The 20883-nt window shown below is 61.6% G+C and carries 17 protein-coding genes, 1 pseudogene and 1 riboswitch; of the genes and pseudogenes, 17 read left to right on the plus strand and 1 reads right to left on the minus strand.

The annotated features are described in order from the left end of the window. The first annotated feature begins 118 nt into the window (after positions 1-118). From GJE22_RS01495 to GJE22_RS01565, 16 genes and pseudogenes are all read left to right on the plus strand, one after another. Positions 119-1945, plus strand: a complete 1827-nt coding sequence (locus GJE22_RS01495) for an OPT/YSL family transporter (protein ID WP_144687256.1) — start codon at positions 119-121, stop codon at positions 1943-1945. Positions 1946-2297: 352 nt separating this feature from the next. Continuing rightward, on the plus strand, positions 2298-2582 hold the full coding sequence (locus GJE22_RS01500) for a NifU family protein (RefSeq protein ID WP_019127648.1): 285 nt from the start codon (positions 2298-2300) through the stop codon (positions 2580-2582). 105 nt (positions 2583-2687) lie between these two features. After that, positions 2688-3503, plus strand: coding sequence for a prolipoprotein diacylglyceryl transferase (lgt, locus tag GJE22_RS01505; RefSeq protein ID WP_144687255.1), 816 nt, complete (start codon positions 2688-2690; stop codon positions 3501-3503). Positions 3504-3839: 336 nt separating this feature from the next. Continuing rightward, a riboswitch (adenosylcobalamin-variant (AdoCbl-variant) riboswitch) is annotated at positions 3840-3946 on the plus strand. 45 nt (positions 3947-3991) lie between these two features. Beyond that, positions 3992-6808 carry a DUF4430 domain-containing protein gene (locus GJE22_RS01510; protein ID WP_186297350.1) on the plus strand — a complete coding sequence of 939 codons (2817 nt, stop codon included), beginning with the start codon at positions 3992-3994 and terminating at the stop codon, positions 6806-6808. A gap of 20 nt (positions 6809-6828) precedes the next feature. Beyond that, a complete protein-coding gene (locus GJE22_RS01515) occupies positions 6829-7755 on the plus strand; it encodes a DUF4430 domain-containing protein (protein ID WP_144687253.1) in 927 nt (308 codons plus the stop codon). A 535-nt stretch (positions 7756-8290) separates the two neighbouring features. Then, positions 8291-9622 carry a phosphoglucosamine mutase gene (glmM, locus tag GJE22_RS01520; protein WP_144687252.1) on the plus strand — a complete coding sequence of 444 codons (1332 nt, stop codon included), beginning with the start codon at positions 8291-8293 and terminating at the stop codon, positions 9620-9622. Between the two features lie 186 nt (positions 9623-9808). Next, positions 9809-10921 carry an SIS domain-containing protein gene (locus GJE22_RS01525; RefSeq protein ID WP_144687251.1) on the plus strand — a complete coding sequence of 371 codons (1113 nt, stop codon included), beginning with the start codon at positions 9809-9811 and terminating at the stop codon, positions 10919-10921. Between the two features lie 237 nt (positions 10922-11158). Then, positions 11159-11965 (plus strand): YebC/PmpR family DNA-binding transcriptional regulator, encoded by an 807-nt coding sequence (locus GJE22_RS01530; RefSeq protein ID WP_144687250.1) that lies wholly within the window; start codon positions 11159-11161, stop codon positions 11963-11965. 192 nt (positions 11966-12157) lie between these two features. Beyond that, positions 12158-12706, plus strand: coding sequence for a hypothetical protein (locus GJE22_RS01535; RefSeq protein WP_144687249.1), 549 nt, complete (start codon positions 12158-12160; stop codon positions 12704-12706). After that, the gene (locus tag GJE22_RS01540) at positions 12699-13148 is read left to right on the plus strand and encodes a DUF2273 domain-containing protein (RefSeq protein WP_022348865.1); all 450 of its coding nucleotides are present in this window, start codon (positions 12699-12701) and stop codon (positions 13146-13148) included. Before GJE22_RS01535 ends, GJE22_RS01540 begins: the two co-directional genes overlap by 8 nt. 45 nt (positions 13149-13193) lie before the next feature. Then, complete coding sequence (locus tag GJE22_RS01545) at positions 13194-13808, plus strand: Asp23/Gls24 family envelope stress response protein (protein ID WP_235895725.1); 615 nt, start codon at positions 13194-13196, stop codon at positions 13806-13808. Positions 13809-14110: 302 nt separating this feature from the next. Beyond that, complete coding sequence (locus GJE22_RS01550) at positions 14111-14860, plus strand: methionine ABC transporter ATP-binding protein (protein WP_022348863.1); 750 nt, start codon at positions 14111-14113, stop codon at positions 14858-14860. After that, on the plus strand, positions 14853-15536 hold the full coding sequence (locus GJE22_RS01555) for a methionine ABC transporter permease (RefSeq protein WP_087186538.1): 684 nt from the start codon (positions 14853-14855) through the stop codon (positions 15534-15536). The genes GJE22_RS01550 and GJE22_RS01555 overlap by 8 nt, the downstream gene beginning before the upstream one ends. A 142-nt stretch (positions 15537-15678) precedes the next feature. Then, complete coding sequence (locus GJE22_RS01560) at positions 15679-16551, plus strand: MetQ/NlpA family ABC transporter substrate-binding protein (protein WP_144687248.1); 873 nt, start codon at positions 15679-15681, stop codon at positions 16549-16551. A gap of 610 nt (positions 16552-17161) precedes the next feature. Continuing rightward, positions 17162-17227: pseudogene (locus GJE22_RS10255) on the plus strand (zinc-ribbon domain-containing protein); the annotation flags it as partial. Positions 17228-17425: 198 nt separating this feature from the next. Further along, the gene (locus GJE22_RS01565) at positions 17426-18067 is read left to right on the plus strand and encodes a hypothetical protein (RefSeq protein ID WP_235895724.1); all 642 of its coding nucleotides are present in this window, start codon (positions 17426-17428) and stop codon (positions 18065-18067) included. Positions 18068-18172: 105 nt separating this feature from the next. Here GJE22_RS01565 and GJE22_RS01570 read toward each other — a convergent pair whose 3' ends face one another. Next, positions 18173-18991: an ABC transporter ATP-binding protein gene (locus GJE22_RS01570; RefSeq protein ID WP_144687246.1), complete on the minus strand. Its 819-nt coding sequence runs from the start codon at positions 18989-18991 to the stop codon at positions 18173-18175. 377 nt (positions 18992-19368) lie between these two features. On the opposite strand from GJE22_RS01570, the gene ilvA reads away from it, so the two are divergent. After that, entirely contained in the window at positions 19369-20589 is a 1221-nt protein-coding gene (gene ilvA / locus GJE22_RS01575; RefSeq protein WP_144687245.1) for a threonine ammonia-lyase, read from the plus strand. Positions 20590-20883: the final 294 nt, after the last annotated feature.

Raw genomic sequence — 20883 nt, forward strand, 5'->3', positions numbered from 1 at the left:
TTGCGAGTCGAACTATGCTCGGGCAGGTTCCGATTCTCGATTCCTTAGCGTATACTGAACGCGCTTGAGCCGTAACCCGACTCCCCAAGCGGGGGAGCGGATATACGAAGGAGCGAACATGAACCAAGCACGCACGCGCGCACTGCGCGGGCAGCTGAGCTTTGCCGGCATTTTGATCGGCTGCATCGGCTGCGTCATCATCACGGCCTCGTCGGTTTACACTGCGCTCAAGATGGGCGCGTTGCCGTGGCCAACCATTTTCACATCTATCACGGCCCTCGTGCTTTTGCGGGCGCTCGGCCACACAAGCCTCAACGAAGCGAATATCACGCAGGTCATCATGTCTGCCGGCTCCATGGTTGCGGGAGGCCTAGCGTTCACCATTCCCGGTATCTGGATTCTTGGTTTGGCGGACGAGGTGTCTTGGCAGGAGATGCTTGCCGTCGCGCTGGCGGGCACGCTGTTGGGCCTCGTGTGCACGGCGCTCATCCGCAAACGGTTTGTTGAAGATTCTGATCTGGAATACCCCATCGGCACGGCAGCGGCCGAGACCTTGCTCGCCAGCACGGCGGGCGGGTCGACGGGGCGCAAGCTCTTCGGGTCGATGGCGTTCGCCGGACTCTGGGCGATCCTTCGCGATGTGCTCGGCGTTATACCGTCGCTGGTGGCCACGCTGCCCATCCCGGGGATTTCGTTCGGTATCCAGGCCTCGCCCATGCGCTTCTCGGTCGGGTTCCTTGTTGGGGGCCGCTCGATTGCATGGTGGATGGTCGGCGCTGTGCTGGGCAGCTTCGGCATCATCGTGGGTGGCACGGCAGCGGGGTTGTGGGATCTGGGAACTGCACAAGGCATCGTGAGCAGCCTGGGCATGGGCCTCATGATGGGGTCGGGATTCGGTGTCGTGCTGCGCGATATCGTGCTCCCGCTGGTGCGGCGGGCGAGGGCTCGGCGTAGCTCATCCTCTGTTTCTGAAAGTGGAGAGAGCGCGATAGCTGGTGAGGGTGCCGGCGCGTCTCACATGCGAGTTCCGCACGAGCCGGAGGCGCCAGTGGCGCCTCCGTGCGAGCAGGACTGTCCGAGCAGGGGGGACACGCCGGCACCCTCCCAGGGGATGAACAAGCAGCCACGCGCCTCACTCGGCGGCCTCACCGACTACTTTTCGCGTTTCGATGCCGGCTTGCTCGCGCTGTTCGTGGCGGCAGCCGCGCTCGTGTGCTGCATCGCGCTCTCGTTCGGTCCGTTCGTCTCCGTGGCAATCGTGCTGCTCTCATTTGTGACGGCCATCATGAGTGCGCAATCGGTCGGCCAGTCTGGCATCGACCCCATGGAGATCTTCGGGCTCATCGTGCTGCTGTTCGTGGCGGCCTTTTCCGAGGTAACCCAGGTGCAGCTCTTCTTCGTTGCCGGGGTGATTGCTGTGGCTTGCGGCCTTGCGGGCGACGTCATGAGCGATTTCAAGACGGGCCAGATTATCGGCACTAATCCGCGCGACCTGTGGCTCGGCCAGGTTATCGGTGCGCTTTTGGGCACGGTCGTGGCTGTTGCCGTGCTCGTTGCCCTCGTGGCGGCATACGGAACCGACGCGTTCGGTGGGGACAATCTCTTCGTGGCGGCTCAGGCCCAGGTGGTGGCGACGATGGTCTCGGGCATCCCGAGCGTCCCCGCGTTCGTTGTGGGCGTCGTTGCGGGCACTGTGCTCTACTGTGCGGGAATCCCTGCCATGATGCTCGGCCTTGGCGTGTACCTGCCGTTTTACATGTCGCTCACCACGGCGGTGGGCGCGCTGATCCGCGTTGTGTTCGACCGTGTGGTGGCTGCGCGCGGTATCGAGAAGGGCGCGGCGGAAGAGACGGGCGCCGTGGTGGCTTCGGGTGTGCTCGGTGGCGAGTCCATCGTGGGCGTAATCGTGGCGTTCGCCAGCGTTGCGGCGGGCCTTGCGGGGTAGATGGGCCCTGCGTGATGCCTTTGTTCCCTGCAAGCTAGGAAAACGCTGATTATTGGGCAACGGATGGCTCCGGTGCCTAATATTCAGCGTTTTCCTAGGGTCTTCGCCTGTTCGCCGCTCGCACCAATCGCCGCCATGTTCGCAGCTTGTCGTCATGCTCTCGGTGCGCCCATGTGCATGGTCGTAGGGTTACGGGCAGGAAATCTACGGATGAAGCTTGCTCAGATGGCTTTTTCGTACATTTTCTGCCCGTAAGCCAGAACGAGGGAAGAAAGAGAAGGCGGGTATACCGTTGTAGTACCATGAACGCATCTGCGAGCGGCGCGCTCGCATTGGCATGAAAGGAGCCCTTGTGGCAGTAAATGAAGAGCTGCTCAAGCAGGTGCTTGAGCAAATTCGCCCGAACCTTCAGGGCGATGGCGGCGATATGGAGTATGTGGGTGTCGATGAGGACGGCGTGGTATCGCTGGAGCTGCAGGGCGCTTGCGCCGGCTGCCCCATGAGCCAGCTCACCCTTTCGATGGGCATCGAGCGTGTGCTCAAAGAGCACGTCCCCGGCGTAACGCGCGTTGTTGCCGTAAACGACAACGCCGACGGGGGGCTTTCGAGCCTGTACGACGAGTACGCTCCGTTCTAACGATTCGTGTGACAGCGGCGCCGGCATGAGACAGTTTAACCCGGCACAACTGTCTCATGCGGGTAATAGGTTCGTTCGGTCCCGCTTCAACATGGCAGGGAATGTATGCTCACAGAACTCTATCAAAGCCTTGACCCGGTGGCCCTTTCGGTCGGGCCGATCACGATCTATTGGTACGGCGTCGCGTATGTCGTGGGCGCTCTCATCACGGGTATCGTGATGTACCGCACGCAGCGTCGTTGGGGGCTCAATCTCACGGTCGACGACCTCATGATGGTCGTTTTCGGCGTGGTGATCGGGCTCGTCATCGGCGCGCGCCTCTTCTATGTGATCTTCTATGGCGACGGATTCTACTGGATGCACCCGCTCGAGATCTTCATGACCAACCACGGCGGAATGAGCTTCCACGGTGGGCTCGTGGGCGGAATTGTGGGCGGCGCCATCGTATGCCGCATCTACCACATCTCCGCGTGGACCATTGCAGACCTTGCGGTCATCGGCGTGCCCATAGCGCTTTGCCTGGGGCGTTGCGCCAACTTCGTGAACGGCGAGCTTTGGGGCAAACCGACCGACCTGCCCTGGGGCGTGGTGTTCGGTGGCGCCGCGGGCGATGTGGCGCGCCATCCTTCCCAGCTCTACGAGGCGTTTCTCGAGGGTGTGGTGCTCTTCGTGGTCCTCTACCTCATGAGCCGCCGCAAGCCGCCGCTTCCGCAGGGCACGTTTATGGGCACGTTCATCTTGGGCTATGGGATCGTACGATTCCTCATCGAGTTCGTGCGCGTGCCCGACGCTCAGCTCGGCTACATCTTGGGCGATGTCATCACCATGGGGCAGCTACTGAGCTTGCCGCTCATCGTCATCGGCATCGGGCTCATCGCCTATGCGCTGCACGCCAAGCGCTCGCAGCGCGATTATATATAAGCGTGTAGGCGCGCCGGCGTTTTATGTTTGCATCTGTCGGCGCGCTGTCGTCTGCCGTCGCGTTCGGCAGCGCGTTGCCCCATCGCTTGCGCCCGTCGTGGCGCCGCTTTTCGTCTTCACGCTCGCTAGCGTGTGTCCCCATCGCTTGCGCTCGTCGGTGTGCCGCCGCCCATCGCTTGCGCCGTCATTTCACACCTTCCCTTGCTACGCCCGTCCATTGCCGGCTCCGTCATTTCGCCGCCTTCCATCGCTGCGCCCGCCCCTTTTTCCTCTGGAACGGCTAGAATAGGCACATCTGTTTAACTGACCTGATGGATGGCGCGTTTTGCGCAGGCACGCAGGTGCCTAGGGGAATCGGGGTGCAAGTCCCCGGCTATACCAGTAACCGTAACTCTCGCAGCGCGAATCGCCGCGCGCGGACAAGTCGGATCGCCTCTCCATCGCATGGCCCCATACGGCCAGGGTCCTGGATAGAGAGGTTTTTGAAGATGTCCAATACGATTCCAGAGCGCTTGCGCTCGGGAGGTGCTCCCGCCATGCGGGGTATCGCGCGTCGTGCGGCAGCGGTCGCGCTGGCCGTGCTGCTCGTGTGGGGCCAGGTGCCCGCGGTTGCATGGGCTGAGGCTGCGTCGGCAGAATCAAGCTCGGCTGCGAATGCTCAGCTCCAGGGATCGCATGCCAGCTCCGGCGATGCCAGCTCGGGCGATTCTTCCGATGCGGCGAATGCCGAACAGACCGACGACGCGGCGGGCGCCGAGCAGGCAAGCGATGCGCAGGCCGACGAAGGCCAGCAGGATGCCTCGGAGTCTGCCGATAACATCACCGGAGCAGCCGATGCCAATGCCGACGCGGCCGACGGCAATACAACTTCTGCCGATGGCACCGCTTCCGGCCAAACCGAAGGGAGCGACCAGCCGGCAGATTCCGCTGAAAATGGTGCGACGGCCGCCTTGGACGACGAGGACCAGCAGGTGGCCGTCAGCGTGTCCATCTATGGCATGTCTGCCTCGGGCGATGCAGAGGAATGGCTCGCACCCTACGAGGTCACGCTCGATGAGGGACACACTGCGGAAGACGCCCTTGTTCAGGCGCTCGAGGATAACAGCATCGCTTATGAAGCGACGCCGAGCGAGTACGGCCTGTGCTTCCAGGGCATCACCTCGCCGTTCGATGCCAGCAACACGCTGAGCTATGACGGGAGCAACTATTGGCAGTTCTTGGTGGACGGCGTGTCTGCCTCCACGGGTGCCAGCAGTGTGGTCGCCACCGAAGGGGCCTCGTATGCCCTGGTCTTCGGATCCACGGGCGAGCTCCCTTCCATGGTGCGGGCGACCTTCGAGGTGTATGGCATCGATGCTTCGAGCAACCCCGAGGTGTGGACCACCGACTCTCTGTCGGTGGAGGAAGGCACCACCGCCGCAGAGCTGACCGAGCGCATGCTCGACGCTGCGGGCATTGCCTATGATGCCGAGGAATCCACGTACGGATGGTGCCTCAACAGCATGACCTCTTCCGATGGGAGCGTGCTGGCCAGGGATGAGGCGACGGGTGCGTACTGGCAGCTCTGGGTCAACGGTGCGGCCTCGGATGCAGGCGCAAGCTCTGTTACCGTTGAAGACGGCATGTCGATTGCCTGGTATTACGCGGCGTATGGTGCAGAATACCCTGAAAACGGCGTGGTGGCAGATCCCGATGCGGAGCAACCCGATTGGGAAGGCACCTATGGCTTCGGCCAAGGGTCCACGACGGCCGAGACGCCCGCCGGCGATGCCGAAGAATCGTGGGTTTCGAAGATCAAGGATGTAACGGACTGGCAGACGAATGTCTCCGATCCGCTCGTGGCTCACGGCAGGGTCTACATCTGCGCTGGCAGTCAGCTCATCATGATGGACGCTGCCACGGGGGAAGAGCTCGGCCGCGCGACGCTCGTCGAGAAGGTCGATTCCATCGCTCGCATGGTCATGGTCGACGGCCTCATCATCGTGCCCGTGCATAACGGTCGCTTGCAGGCCCTCACCGCCGATACGCTCACCACCGTGTGGTACACCGATGCCTTGCCTGCGCACGAGCAGGGTGGAGACCAGCAGGCATTGGGGTCGCTCACGGTGGAGGGCGGTTACCTCTACTTCGCGACGGCCTCGGCCAGTTGGTCGAGCTCCTATAACGGCTACCTGCTGTGCGTCGACATCAAGACGGGTGACGTCGTGTGGCAGCGCGAGAGCACGCAGAGTGGGTTCTATTGGGCCGGCGCGGCGGTTTCGGGCTCATGGGCTGTCATCGCAGACGATGCGGGTACCGTGACGGTGTTCAACCGTGAGACGGGGGAGACGGCGTCGACGCTCGCCCTGGATGCCGGTTCGCGCTCTCAAATGGTGAGTGGAACGGACGCTGGTACCTTTATCGTGGTGACAAAAGACGGCTGCCTGCACAAGATTGCCGTCGATAGCCGGACGGGCGTTGCCGTTGAGCTGGGGTCGGTGAAGTTTGGGTCGTCTTCAACCTCTACGCCGGTGGTGGCCGGTGGCAAGGTATATGTTGGCGGCGCTTCGCTCGAGAGCTATGCGAACTCCTGGGGAAGCACGAGTTACTACGGAACGATTGCGGTGATTGATGAGGCATCGCTCGCCATCGAGTACCGGATCATCTCTACGGAGGACGGCTATCTGCCTGCCGCGGTTCAGGCGAGCCCCCTCGTTTCGCAGCAGGAAGGCTCCACGTACGTGTACTTCACGTGCAATACCACGCCCGGCGGCGTGTACCGGTACCGTATGGGCGATAAGCAGGCCGAGTTGATTTACAAGCCGGGCGAGGGCCAGCAGAACTATTGCATGGCGTCGGTCGTTTGCGGCTCCGAAGGCACGCTCTACTACATCAACGATTCGGGCCATCTTTTCGCCATCAAGGGCGCATCGTCCTCTTCGGGTGATGGGGGCGATACTCCAGAGAACAAGCCGAACGGGTCCGATAAGGTTCCGGGTAATACTGGCACTGTCTCCGGGAGCGGCGATGATGGAGCTGCGGGCCGGCGCCCTGCGGGGGCCGTATCCCCTGCGCTCCAGCCTCTCGCTGCAAGCAATGGAGATGCTGCAACCTCCGATGACGAAGCGCTTGAGGGTGCTGCCACCGATGGTTCTGACGCCGAAGAGGAAGCTTCGGCTTCGGCCCGGGCGACGAGCGCGCTCGCCTCTGATGCGGCAGCCGAGCGCGGCCTGCCCTCTTGGGTGCCTGTCGCGGGCATCGTCGTTGGCGTTTGCGGTTTGGCCGCCATTGGCATCTACCTTGCCATCGTTCGCAAGCGCTCCTAGCGCAGAAGGGGTGTGACCACATGAACGACCACAAGACAGGGGATGTTCAAGGACATCAGGAAGAGATGCCGGCCCAGGAAGGGGCTCTGGCCCAGGAGGAGGCTCCAGCCCGGGAAACTATCCCAACCCGGGAGAAGGTGCCAACTCTAGAAGAGATTCCAGCCCAGGAAGTGGCTTCGGCACGGGAAGAGATCCTAGCCCAGGAAGAGACCCCAGCCCAGGAAGAGGCGCATAAGGCTGCTCCGCGCGTGAGCAGGCGGCAGCGCGTCGTGCTTGCCGTTCTCGCTCTTTGCTTCGTGGCACTTATCGCCGTGTGCGGCTTCGCGCTCGCGACGGACGGTGGCGCTCCTGCTCCCGGCGGAGTCGCGGTGCAGGGGAGCGCCGCGTCCCGTGCAGCTGAGGATGATGCAGCGACTTCCGAGGACGCTCCCGCCGAAGGCGATGAGCCGGCGGCCACGCCGAGCGGCGAGGACGATTCGCCTTCATCGGATGCTTCGGATCGATCGGATGACCCTGCTGGTTCGGGTGCGTCGGGCCAAAGCTCATCCAACGGCGGAGACCGTGACACTTCCGATAGCTCGTCATCGCATGGAGGATCAAGCGGGGCGAGCCAGGGAGAGAGCCAGCAGAAGACCGTTACCGTCTCGGTGTCGATCGATTCAAGCGCGGCAGACGGTTCGGTGAGCGGCTCGGGCACCTTTACGTTCAAGGAAGGGGCCACGCCCTACGATGCCCTGTGTGCGCTTCGCTCCGATGTGATCTCGTCGAGCACGGCGATGGGCATCTACGTCGAAGGCATTGGCGGCTTGTTCGAGAACGATAGCCGCTACCCGGGCGTTTCGGGCTGGAAGTACATGGTGAATGGACAGGTGGTCATGCAGTCCGCCGGGTCGTACGAGCTAAGTGACGGTGATCATGTGACCTGGTATTACACCGTCACGGGATAGGGCTGCCCCGTCCTTTTCAATCGAGAGGCGCCACCCCGGGCAAACGGTTCTTTCAATTGAGGGGCGCCACTCCGGGCAAACGGTTCTTCCCAATCGTGAGGTTCTGCATAAGCCAAAGAGCCTCTTCTCGACCAAAAGGTGTACATGAGCGTCACGAATCGCTGTTTTTCGGCACTATTTTGACGCTCGTGTACACCTTTTCTGGTGGGTGGGCCCCTCGGTCTAGGTTCCGGGCGCTCGTGTACACCTTTTCTGGTTGCTTAAGGCATCGCTTCAGGTACTGGTGGCGGCGTGGCGGCCGAGCGGCGAGCGCCCGCCAGGCGCGCCGCGGCCGTGTGGCGAGTGCGGGGCAACCGCATCAGGAACGCGCGTCGAGCGCGCGGCGGCCGAGTAGCGAGCGCCCGCCGGCGCGGCGGGTGAATATGCGCGATTGGTGGATGTTTGCGCGTAGGCACCCAACAATCGGTACCATATGCGCGGGGGTATCTCTCGTAGCGCCTTTCCCACGTCCGATAACCATCTAGAGGGAGCACATATGAAGTACTTCGGTACCGATGGCTTCCGTGGGCGCGCCAACGAGGAGCTCACGGTCGACCACGCATTCAAGATCGGCAAGTTCGTGGGCTGGTACTACGGCCTCCGCCAGGGGCGCAAGACCAAGGCGGTCATTGGCAAGGATACCCGTCGTTCCAGCTATATGTACGAGAACGCGCTGGTTGCGGGCCTCGTGGCGAGTGGTGCCGATGCGTATGTGCTGCGCGTGACCACCACGCCGTCGGTAAGCTACGTGGTGCGCCACGGTGATTTCGACTGCGGCATCATGATCACGGCGAGCCACAATCCCTATCACGACAACGGCATCAAGCTCATCGATTCTGGTGGCTACAAGATGAGCCCGGATGTGCTCGAGCAGGTAGAAGCCTATATCGACGGTGAGTTCGAGATTCCGCTCGCTACGGGTGAGCAGATTGGCCGTGCGGTCGATTATGTCGAGGGCCGCGCGCGCTACATCAAGTCGCTCATCGAGTCCATGCCGTGCTCGCTCGAGGGTTTCCGCGTGGCGATCGACTGCGCCAACGGCGCCTCCACGCCTATCGCCCCGCGCGTGTTCACCGCGCTCGGTGCCGATGTTCACGTGATCTCCAACGAGCCCGATGGCTTCAACATCAACATGGGCTGCGGTTCCACGCATATCGAGCGCTTGCAGGCGTATGTGCGCGAGGAGGGGCTCGACATCGGATTCGCCTATGACGGCGACGCCGACCGCTGCATCGCGGTGGACGAGTACGGCAACGTTTGCGACGGTGACACCATCATGTACGTGTGCGGCGCGCACCTTGCCAAGCAGGGCAAGCTCAGCGGCAACACGGTCGTGGCTACCGTCATGAGCAACATCGGCCTCTTCAAGGCGCTCGACAAGCTGGGCATCGGATACGAGAAGACCGACGTGGGCGATAAGTACGTAAGCGCCTGCATGCAGGAGCATGGCTACGCGCTCGGTGGCGAGCAGAGCGGCCATGTGATCTTCTCCGAGTACAGCGCCACGGGCGACGGCATCAACACGAGCCTGCGCATCATGCAGACGCTCGTAGAGACTGGCAAAAGCTTGGCTGAGCTCGCCGAGCCGCTCAAGATTTACCCGCAGCTGCTCAAGAACGTGAAGGTCGAGGACAAGCACGCTGTCATGGAGCACGAGGCGGTCAAGGCCGCCGCGGCTGATGTCGAGGCCGCGCTCGAGGGCGAGGGCCGTGCGCTCATCCGCGCGAGCGGCACGGAGCCCCTGGTCCGCGTTATGGTCGAGGCGCCGACGATCGAGCTGTGCGAGCAGTACGTAAACAAGGTGGTCGAGGTTATCGAGAGCCTGTAGCGCGGAAGGCGGGCGCACGTCACCAACATGGGATGCCGTAGGAGCCCAGGCTGGGTTTCTCGGCAAGCATGCGCGGCTCGGAATATGCACTCGAAGTCGTAACCGTAACGTGGTTCATTCCTCATGAAGGCCTAAGTTGTATTATAATGATATATTACGACTTGGGCCACAACGTCAGGAGGAGTTATGGCAGAAGAAACACCGACGATGCTCACGTACGTCGAGCAGACTCCGGCGCAGCTCAAGCTCAACGTCGAGCGCTCCGAGGAGCTTACGGCCGAGCTGGTCGACTTGTACGCCCAAAAGCCCTGCCACTCCATCTGGATCGTGGCCTGCGGTTCAAGCTCGAACGGATCGCAGTGCGCTCGTTATTTCATGATGAAGTACCTGAAGCGCGAGGTGAAGATCGTCTCGCCGGCTACCTTCATCTACGGTGAGCACGACCTGCACGAGGACGATTTCGTCTTCGTGATTTCGCAGAGCGGTTGCTCCACCAATTCCATCGAGGCCCTCGACGAACTCCGCAAGCTGGGCGTCACCGCCATCGGGCTTACGGGCAACGTTGATTCGGACTTTAAGGACCATGCGGACCTCGTGGTCGATTACGGTGTGGGCGAGGAGACCGTGAGCTACGTGACCAAGGGCGTTGCCACGCTTGCCCAGTTCCTCATGCTCTTTGCCATCGAGGCGGGCGCGCGCACGGGAATCGTATCCCCCGAGCAGCGCGCCGAGCTTTTGAACGAGATGGCAGACGCCCCGCGTCGTCATGAGATCGTGCAGCAGGAGACCTGGGATCTGTATAAGCGCCACCAGGCCGACTTCACCTCGATGACCGTGGTCAACCACTGTGGTTTCCTCCAGGGCTACGGCATCGCGTGCGAAGGCGCGCTCAAGTTTGGCGAGACCATCCAGATCCCCAGCTTCGCCTACGAGGGTGAGGAGTGGATTCATGGCCCCAACCTGCAGCTCACGCCGAATTACACGGTGGTGTGCGTCGATCACCTAACTGAGGGTGCAGACCGCATCGTGGATATCTATCTCGCTGCGCGCACGGTCACGGACCATGCGTTTATCGTTACCAATTCCGAGCGCGTGGATGACGACCATGCCATCCGCCTGCCGTTCGAGATCAAAGAGCCGCTCATGATGCCGCTCTATGTGCTGCCGTTCTACCAGATCATCGCCCACCAGGCCACAACGGACCTCCACCGTTGGGAGAAGCACCCACTCTTTGAGGAGCGCTTCCGCAAGGCGATTAGCACCAAGACGGACACGATCGACCAGATTATGCCCAACTAGGCGGGGCATCGGCGCGATGGGCGTTGTTCCGCCGCCCGTCGCGCCGCCTCACGCCGGTCCCAGAGCGCGCTGCGTTGCCGTATGCGACGGTTGCGCCGCACATTTTGTCGCGCATGTGAACCCTGTACCAGCTGGGCAAGTCGGTATATCATATTGCCGTTTATGGTTAGACGGGCTGGCGCTCCCGGTGATATGGTCTCGGCGCGCTCGGCCAGAAGCGTATAGAAGGAGTCTCGCATGTCCGGACACTCAAAATGGGCAACAACCAAGCACCGCAAGGGCGCGCAGGACGCTAAGCGTTCGGCACTCTTCTCCAAGCTCTCCCGCAACATCACCGTTGCGGCGCGCCTGGGCAACGATCCCAACCCGGACAACAACGCCTCCCTTGCCGCTGCGGTAGCCAAGGCCAAGGCGCAGTCCATGCCCAAGGACAAGATCAAGAGCGCCATCGATAAGGCCTTCGGTGCCGGTGCCGATGCGGCCGTGTACGAGAACATCGTCTACGAGGGCTATGGCCCCGCGGGCGTTGCCGTCTACGTTGAGTGCCTCACCGATAACCGCAACCGCACCGCCGCCGACGTTCGCTCCGCCTTCTCTCACTCCGGCGGCAGCCTGGGCACCACCGGTTCCGTTGCCTTCCAGTTCGAGCGCAAGGGCCAGATCGTCGTTGCCAAGGAGATCGTGGACCCCAACGACAAGAAGGAGAACCTCATGTCCAACGGCGCTGCCGGCGATGAGGACGAGTTCATGATGGCCGTGGCCGAGGCCGGCGGCGAGGACTACGAGGACGCTGGCGACGAGTGGATCGTGTGGACCAACGCAACCGAGCTCATGGCCGTGTCCAAGGGCATCGAGGAGCAGGGCATCGAGGTCAAGGGCTCTGAGCTCACCATGGTTCCCACCACGCCCACCGCGGTCTCTCCTGCCGACGCCAAGAAGGTGCAGCGCCTCATCGATCGTCTTGAGGAGCTCGACGACGTCCAGGACGTGTACAACACGATGGACATGACCGACGAGGTCGTCGCCGCCCTCGAAGAGGAGTAGCACCCAACGAGACAATCGTGCCAGGTTAATTTGTCTCATGGCAACGCGCCTGCTCCGTGTCTCATGTGATAAAGCGCTTAAGCCGGGTCTGCGCTACGTGCGCGTGCCCGGCTTTCTTTATAATCAGACGAAAGGCGAACGAGCGGGGATGCCGGGCTCGATGCACGGCGGCCCCGATGAGAGGAGACGTGCGTGCGGCTGCTCAAGAAATTCGGCGCGGTGCTGTATCTCGCTGCCGCCATCGTGGTGGTGGGCGGGTTTGCCTGCGCACAGTTTGCCCCCTCGCTGATCAGCCGCCGCATCGATGCGCTGCTCGCCCATCCGGCTGGACGCATCGTGCTCATCGTGAGCTTGGTGATTGTAGGCGCGGGCGTGCTGCTCAGCGCGCTTTTCGCCTTGCTCGAGCAGCGCCCGCCGTCGAGCGTGCATCCTGCGGGCAACCCCCATATCGAGGTGCGCCTCGCGGCCCTTTCCTCGGCTGCCCGCGCAGCTGCAGAAGCTGAAGATATTTTGGTTGAAGATGTTCGCACGCGCGTTATGGGGCATAACGATTCACAAGTGCGCGTCACGCTCGAGGTGATCGCGTTTACCGATACGGGGCTTGAGACTCTTGGCCGCCGCATCGAGGAGCGCGTTCAGGGTGCTTGCGAGCAACTGCTCGGGGCTACGGGCGTGAACGTGCTTGTGCGGTTCTTGCCGAGTAAGACCACAACGGTGACCAGGGAGGTTTCCGGTGAGTAAGACAGATTTGGGCAACGAGAAGACGGGCGCGCCCAAGTTGCTCATAGAGCAAGGCGACGTGGCGGAGGGGCCGGATGCCATGGGCGCAGATGCCGAGGATGCTGCAAGCGCCGAGGGCGCTGCCACGGGCCGCGGACGCAAGCGTCGCCATGCTCGCAAAAAGGCGCGTAAGGAGCGCATCACGCGCGACGACCTTGCGGATGCCGTCGGCTTCATCCAGGGACTTGGCGCTTCGGCGTGGGCCTATGCGGAAGACCATCCCTTCACTGTCGGCTACGCCTTCGTTGGCCTTGTGCTCGCGGTGCTCATCCTTACCATCGGCCTGTGGAGCACGATTGTCATCGCAGTCTTTGTGTTGGTGGGAGCACTGCTCGGCCAGATTCGCGATGGCGATAACGGGCTGGTGAACTTCTTCGGCCGACTGTTCGACCGCCGCTCGTAGTGCAAGCGGCAAACCGTGACGATCTGGGACTCGAAAGGGGATACCATGGCAGCAAGCGATTCAACGGCGAAGACGCCGACCGTGGCGGAGCAGGAAGAGCATCAGGGCATCAAGGCGGAAGACGCCGTGAGCGAGGGCGCGGCCGAGGCAGGCGCCCCCAAAGCGGCGGAAGATGCAGCCGATGGCGCCGCGACGGAAGGGGTTACGCCTACCGATGCCGGCGATGACGCCTATGACGACGAGGATTTCGAAACCGATGATTCCCTCACGTATTCCAACGGCGTGATCGAGAAGATCGTTGCCATGGCCACGCGCGAGGTGCCGCACGTGCTCGGTATGAAGGGCAACCTTGTCCACTTCTTCCAGGAGCAGTTGGGTGCCGAGAACCTCACCAAGGGCGTGACGGTCGAAGTCACCGATGACAACCGTATGATCATCAACATCTCGGTCATCATCGAATACGGCTGCTATGCTCCGGATATCTTCGAGGATGTGAAGAACCGCGTGACCGAGCGCCTTGCCGAGATGACAGGGCTCGAGGTGGCGGGTATCAACCTGCGCATCGAGGACGTGGTGACGCGCGAGGAGTACGAGGCGAGCCGCAAGAAGTTCATCGACAACCTTAAGCGCGAAAACGAGGACGACGCGGACGAGGAGTAGCTGCAGTACCGCGCCGGAGCATGATAAAACGAACCGGGTTCGTTTTATCATGCTCCAACTGGCCGAGTCGTTACAAGAACATTTCGCGCTTGCCATGCCCGCCGCAGGCTGGTAGGCTAACAACCATGTTTACGGTTGCCGCACATATCACGATGATGATGGTCATGGAGATGCCCTCTCCCGGGCACTTTGTCATGTCGCGCGATCGTCGCGGGCATGCGGAGACCGGGCGCCTTCGTTAGGCTATCTCCGGCGGGGGATAGCCCGCCTTCTTTTCCAACCATCCATCGAGCGGAGTTCCCGTGATCGAAATCCAACACCTCACCAAGGCTTATGATGGCGCTGCCGCGTCGGCGCACGCGCTTGACGACGTGAGCATCTCCATTGCAGATGGCGACATCGTGGGCATCATCGGCATGAGCGGCGCCGGCAAATCGACGCTCGTGCGCTGCATCAACCTGCTTGAGCGCCCCACCGCTGGCAAGATCGTGGTAGATGGCCAGGATGTGACCGGACTTACGGGCAAGGAGCTGCGTAGCTATCGTCGCCGCGTGGCGATGATCTTCCAGAGCTTCGGTCTTCTCGCGCAGAAAACGGTACTCGATAACGTTTGCTTTCCGTTCCGTGCGGCCTCAGGGCGCGTAACGGCCGAGAATCGGGAGCGCGCGCTCGAACTGCTCGATATGGTTGGGCTCAAGGAGAAGGCATCGTCGTATCCGTCCCAGCTTTCCGGTGGCCAGCAGCAGCGCGTGGCCATTGCCCGCGCGCTCGCGTGCGATCCGGAATACATCCTCTGCGACGAGGCCACGAGCGCCTTGGATCCGGCGAGCACGAACACCATCCTCAAGCTCTTGCGCGATATCAACCGCACGACGGGTGTCACCATCATCGTTATCACGCATTCCATGGGCGTCGTAGAGAAAATCTGCCGCAACGTGGTCGTGCTTGATCACGGGCGCGTGGTGGAGCAGGGGAGCGTGGGAGAGGTCTTCGCTAACCCCGTGTCCGACGCCGCTCAGGTTTTGCTCGAAAGGGTTGATTGGGATGCCTAGCATCGTGACCGAATTCATTGGGCAGTATGGCGAGCTGCTTGGCCAGGGCGTGCTCGATACGCTCATCATGCTCTTTATTTCGACTGCTATCGCCTATGTGATAGGAACGGTGCTCGGTGTGGTGCTCTATCTCACCTCGCCGGGTTCGCTGCGCCCCATGCGCGCGCTTAACGCCGTGCTGGGGTGGGTGGTGAACATCGGCCGCTCGCTGCCTTTCATCATCCTGCTCATCTCGCTCATGCCGGTAACGTCGGCGCTCGTGGGCACGACGTCGGGGGTTCGCGGCGTCATTCCGCCTCTTGTGGTGTCCACCGCCCCCTTCGTGGCGCGCATGATCGAGCAGTCGCTCGCCGAGGTACCGCGCGCGAGCGTGGAGGCGGCTGAAGCATGCGGGGCGAGCATACCCCGCATCGTGGTCTCGGCGCTCTTGCCCGAGGCGCTGCCGTCGATCGTGCGTGGCGTTTCCATCACGCTTATCGCCGTGCTTGGCTATACGGCTATCGCGGGCGCGGTTGGTGCCGGCGGTCTGGGCGACATCGCCATTCGTTACGGGTACTACCGTTTTGAGGACGAGATGATGGTTGTGACCGTGGTGCTGCTCATCATCATCGTGCAGCTCATCCAGAGCGCATGCGATTTCATCGCGCGCAAGATCGACCATCGTACGCAGGCATAGCGATATCAGATTAAGGACAGTCCCTATTTGACACTGACCGAGGCTTTTTGAGTCATTTTGGGACGTGTTTAAAACGCCTCAATCATTTGGGGACGTGTTCCAAACGTCTCAAATGACTCACCAACTAGTAAAGGAGAAGATTATGAACTTCCAGAATGCTTCCATTTCCCGTCGCTCGTTCATCGCAGGCGCCGCTGGGCTCGTTGCCGCAGGTTCGCTTGCTGCCTGCAGCGGCGGTTCGAACGAGACCGGTTCCGCGGCTGGCTCCGGCGCAGCTGCCACCCAGTCCCTCATCGTGGGCGCCTCGCCGAGCCCGCACGCCGTGATCCTTACCGACTACGCGGCGCCGATTCTCGCGGAGCAGGGCATCGAGCTCGAGGTCAAGTCGTATACGGACTATATCCAGCCCAACAAGGACACCACCTCCGGTGCCATTGACGCCAATTATTTCCAGCACATCAACTACCTCAATAACTACAACGAGGAGAATGGCACCGACCTGGTGAATGTGGGCAAGATTCACTTCGAGCCGATGGGCGTGTTCGCGGGAAAGTCGAGCGATATCGAGAACGTTGCCGACGGAGCCACCTTTGGCGTGCCCAACGATCCCACTAACGAGGGCCGCGCGCTGCTGCTTCTGCAGGATCTTGGGCTCATCACGCTTGCCGACGACGCCGGCATTACCGCTACGCCGAACGACATCGTCGATAACCCCAAGAACTTGCAGTTCTCCGAGCAGGAGGCGGTGGCGTTGCCTCGCACGCTGAACGACGTGGACTTTGCTGTGATCAATGGTAACTATGCCATCGATGCTGGCCTTGCCCTTGAGGACGCTGTGGCCCAGGAAGATGCGAACTCCGCTGTCATTCAGGATGAGTACGCGAACGTGATCGTGACCACGCCGGAGCTCGAGGACGATGAGCGCATCGTGGCGCTCGTGGCGGCCCTGCAGACCGACGACTTCAAGGATTACCTGGTCGAGACCTTTGGCGACGCGGTGCAGGCGGCCTTCTAAGGGGTTCCCCTTGCAGAAGCCCGCCTATGTCCGGCGACAGGATGGTTTTTCGCAAGAGGGCCCCGCATGGGGCCCTTTTGCTGTGGAACTGTGTTTGGACTGCCACGTACGAGCGCATCTACGGTAATTGAGCGACGTATGGGGCCCTTTTGCTGTGGAACTGCGCTTGAGCTAAGGACGGGGTCTCTTGCGGCCGTTCTTGGCTCGCGTGCTCATGGACTGCGGCGCGCTCTTTGTTGATCGGGCCTCGCACTTGGTGCCAAAGAGAGTCGCCAGCCCCTCGTGTTTGAGAAAGAAACGCCGTTCGTTTCAGTTTTGGGAACATCTATTTCGCGTAGGGCCCGACAAGCATTTCCAGCGGAGCCGAATCCTGCGACTTTCGTGATATGCGATGCGTTGCCGGTGGGCCGTAAGAAAAGATATTCCCAAAAGTGGAACGAACGTGCGCGCAGGCGCTGATCACGTCTTTCCGTACAAGGGGGCGGTACTGCAGGGAACGAACGCGCACACGAGGACGCTGCTGCTAAGATTGCGCGATGGCGGCAGCGGCTTTCAGCGCGTACAATACCGGTAACGAGAACTATGCGCAGGGGCGCAGGGAGGGGTCGGTATGTTTTGCCCACATTGTGGTTCCCAGCAGCCAGAAGGCAGTAAGTTTTGCGCGGTGTGCGGACGAGAGCTGCAGGCGCCTGCCGCCCAGGCAACAGCTCAGGCGCCCGTCGTTCAGATGCCTGCTGCCCAAGCGTCTACTGCCCAAGTGCCAACATCCCAGGCGCCTGCTACGCAAAGCGCTCCCAGCGCCGCCAGAACGTTTCCGACGGCCCCAACCGCACATGCGCAGGCGGGCAGGGCGCTGGGCAGGCGCTCGGCGGTCATGATCTTTGCTGCCGTGCTTGCCCTCGTGTTCATGTTTCAGGCTTGGTTTAGCTTCCCGTTCGTGAATAAGTTTCTCAACGCAGCTGTTGCATCGGGTGCCGGCGGCTTTACGGGAATGGAAACCGCGATCGTGCAATCGGTGAGTCCCTCCGTGACCATGCCAGAGCTCTTCACCTTAGGCAATACGGTCGGCTCGATTGCCGATGCGGGCGCGCAACAGGTCTCGCTCTACAGCTCGTACGGCGCAACCGACTCCTCGCTGCTTCAAATGAAGCAAATGGTCAGCACGTTCGGAACGGTGTCTCTCGTCACGAAGGTGCTCTTCGCTCTATGGGTTATCTGCATTGTGGCGCTGGTTGTGGGCGTTGCCCTCAGGCTGTTCCGCGGCTTTGACGCGGTGCTCTTCTTCGCGCTTGCGGGTACTGCGGTCGTGGCGCTCGTGTGCACGATCGGCTCGTTTGTGCTCGGCGGCATCGTCGAAGGGCTGATTTCCGACATGGCATCGTACTCCAGCTCGTCAAGCTCGGTAAACCTCACGATGTCGCTGCTGAGCCCCTTCATGGCTCCCGCTTATGGTGCGGTGGTGACGATTGTGCTTGGCGCAGCGGGCACCCTCTCGTCGCTCGTGCTCAAGGACTAGTTCGCGGCTGCGGCTGCTCTAGGCCGTAGTCACCCCGGCGTTCGAGCAACGCCGGCTTCGAGTTCTCAAAACGGCGGACCCAGCCAGCGGGCTCCGCCGTTTTTGCTATTCGTAGCGGCCTTGGAGCGAGTACCAGCCGTGGCGCTCTTCAACTTCAAGCGGCACGCCGAAGAGGTTGGAGAGCGTTGCGCTGGTGAGCAGGTCCCCCTTCGGACCGTCGGCAAATACTTCGGCGTCCTTGATGAGCAGCACGCGCTCGATTGCCGGGATGATGTCTTCAGGATAGTGCGTGACGAGCACGACCGAACGCCCTTCGTCTGCCAGGAGCCTCATCGTGTTGCGCACGTGGTACATGCCTTCGGGATCGAGGCCGGTGCACGGCTCGTCGAAAATCAGGATGCGCGGGTCGCTCATAAGCTCGCGGGCCACGAGCACGCGGCGCACTTGGCCCGTTGAGAGCGTCATGACGTCGCGCTCGGCCAAATCTGCTATGCCCAGCCGGTCGAGGGCGTCTTGGGCCTGGGCTCGCTGCTCGTCTGTCGCTTGCACGTGGTTGGGGAGGCCGAGCGTGCCGAAAAGCCCGCCGCACACGATATCGCTTACCGGCAGGTGCACGCGAACTTGGTCGTGCATGGTGGCAGAAACGATGCCCAGTGCCTGCTTGATATCGGAGAGCAGCGGCCGCGCCTGCCCGCGGAAGCGCACCGGGGGCTCTTCGCGATGGAGCGGGAACGTCTCGCGCGTGAGTAACTGGATGAACGTCGACTTGCCTGCGCCATTGGGGCCGAGCAGCGCTACGTGCTCGCCCTCTGCAAGATCGAAATGGTCCACATGCAAAATGGTGCGTCCGCTCCGCACGACGCGCGCATCGCGCAGCGAGAAGAGGGGAGGCGTGGTTGCTGCCGGTTGCGCTGTGCTTGCCATGAAAACCTCGATTCGAGCGTGATGGGGCTGGGGAAGGTCGTAGCAACACGAATTGTGGCACAAACGTCGAATTTGGGGGTGCCAAAGCCACTGCGGAAACAAAACTCGCGCCAAAGGATCGAATTTTGGAGTGCAGGGCAACTATACCTCCATGAGCCAAGCTTCTGACCTGCTGTTTCTGTGGGCCCAATTTGCTTTGTACACGCTCGGGGAAGAAAAATCCGATCCTTTGACGAGAGTTTTGCACCAGGGAGCCATCCGGACCCTGACAAAGCATTTTGATGGGGCCCATGCCTGCGGCGCTGCTCCACTGTGCTACCGTAGATACCACGAAAACGGCGCGTATGCTAGCAGTGATGCCAGAGGAGGAATCGCCTATGCCTGAGATGCTCACGCTCGACGCCTTCGAGCAGGCCTCCGAAAAGGTCAAGGAAGTCACGCAAAAGACCGAGCTCGTGGAGAGCCCCCATTTTAGCCAGGCAACGGGCAACCGCGTGTTCTTTAAGCCCGAGAACATGCAGCGTACAGGCGCCTACAAGGTGCGCGGCGCCTATTATAAGATCAGCACGCTCGCGCCCGAAGAGCTGGAGCGCGGTATCATCACCGCGAGCGCGGGCAACCATGCGCAGGGCGTGGCATTTGCCGCCTCTCGTGCCGGGGCGCGTTCCATCGTTGTCATGCCCACGACGACGCCGCTCATCAAGGTCGAGCGCACCAAAGGCTATGGAGCCGAGGTCGTGCTCTATGGCGACGTGTACGACGAGTCGTGCGAATATGCCATGCAGCTTGCCGAGGAGCACGGCTATACGTTCATCCACCCCTTCAACGATCCCGTGGTGGCAACGGGCCAGGGTACCATTGCCATGGAAATCGTTTCCGAGTTGCCGCTCGTAGACACCATTCTCGTTCCGGTGGGCGGTGGCGGTCTGGCTTGCGGCGTCTCAACCTTTGCCAAGCTCTACAATCCCAAGATCCGCGTGATCGGCGTGGAGCCTGAAGGCGCCCCCTCGCTCACGCGCGCGCTCGAGGCGGGGCATGTGGTGAAGCTGCCGAGCGCAAACACCATTGCCGACGGAACAGCGGTGCTCGAATGCGGCGACCAGGTGTTTCCCTATCTTCAGGCCAATCTGGACGACGTCATCACGGTCCCCGATGAAGAGCTCATCGTTGCGTTCCTCGATATGGTTGAGAATCATAAGATGATTGTCGAGAATTCGGGCTTGCTTACCGTGGCGGCCCTCAAGCACCTGCCGGCGGAGAACCGGCGCGTGGTTTCGATCCTCTCTGGCGGGAACATGGACGTCATCACCATGAGCTCGGTCGTGCAGCACGGGCTCATCGCGCGCGACCGCATCTTCACAGTGAGCGTGCTTTTGCCCGACCGCCCCGGCATGCTCGTGAAGGTGGCAAGCGCCATCGCCGAGCAGAACGGCAACGTCATCAAGCTCGAGCACAACCAGTTCGTGAGCACCAATCGCAATGCCGCCGTAGAGCTCCGCGTGACGATCGAGGCATACGGCACCTCGCACAAGGAGCAGATTATGGAGGCGTTGCGCGCAGCAGGGTTCGAGCCGCAGCTCAGCGCCACCATGCTGTGACGGAGCCGGAGCGGCCGGCAAAGAAGCCCCGTACGGAGCGGGCGGCGGCATCTGCACATTTCGGCATGCTTTTGAAAGGCCGCAATGCGTAGAGGCTGCTGCTCGCGCCATGGAGGGAGTTTGGGGCAGCAGGAGTGATGAAAGCTGTCGGGTTGATGAATGCCCTTTCCTGCATCGATTCGGTTGTTTTTATCGGTTGCACCACGCATCATGACGTGGTCAATTCGGGGTCAGTGACGACTCGTTTCATCTACCGCCGAGCGCTGTATGCACGCCTTTCGCATAATAATAATC

It is taken from the genome of Enorma shizhengliae (genome assembly GCF_009676995.1).
GTDB classification, from domain to species: Bacteria; Actinomycetota; Coriobacteriia; order Coriobacteriales; family Coriobacteriaceae; genus Enorma; species Enorma massiliensis.

Coding starts and splice junctions, on each gene's coding strand:
- GJE22_RS01495 (WP_144687256.1), top strand. CDS start 119: ATGAACCAAGCACGCACGCGCGCACTGCGCGGGCAGCTGAGCTTTGCC.
- lgt (WP_144687255.1), top strand. CDS start 2,688: ATGCTCACAGAACTCTATCAAAGCCTTGACCCGGTGGCCCTTTCGGTC.
- GJE22_RS01510 (WP_186297350.1), top strand. CDS start 3,992: ATGTCCAATACGATTCCAGAGCGCTTGCGCTCGGGAGGTGCTCCCGCC.
- GJE22_RS01515 (WP_144687253.1), top strand. CDS start 6,829: ATGAACGACCACAAGACAGGGGATGTTCAAGGACATCAGGAAGAGATG.
- glmM (WP_144687252.1), top strand. CDS start 8,291: ATGAAGTACTTCGGTACCGATGGCTTCCGTGGGCGCGCCAACGAGGAG.
- GJE22_RS01525 (WP_144687251.1), top strand. CDS start 9,809: ATGGCAGAAGAAACACCGACGATGCTCACGTACGTCGAGCAGACTCCG.
- GJE22_RS01530 (WP_144687250.1), top strand. CDS start 11,159: ATGTCCGGACACTCAAAATGGGCAACAACCAAGCACCGCAAGGGCGCG.
- GJE22_RS01545 (WP_235895725.1), top strand. CDS start 13,194: ATGGCAGCAAGCGATTCAACGGCGAAGACGCCGACCGTGGCGGAGCAG.
- GJE22_RS01555 (WP_087186538.1), top strand. CDS start 14,853: ATGCCTAGCATCGTGACCGAATTCATTGGGCAGTATGGCGAGCTGCTT.
- GJE22_RS01560 (WP_144687248.1), top strand. CDS start 15,679: ATGAACTTCCAGAATGCTTCCATTTCCCGTCGCTCGTTCATCGCAGGC.
- GJE22_RS01565 (WP_235895724.1), top strand. CDS start 17,426: ATGATCTTTGCTGCCGTGCTTGCCCTCGTGTTCATGTTTCAGGCTTGG.
- GJE22_RS01570 (WP_144687246.1), bottom strand. CDS start 18,991: ATGGCAAGCACAGCGCAACCGGCAGCAACCACGCCTCCCCTCTTCTCG.
- ilvA (WP_144687245.1), top strand. CDS start 19,369: ATGCCTGAGATGCTCACGCTCGACGCCTTCGAGCAGGCCTCCGAAAAG.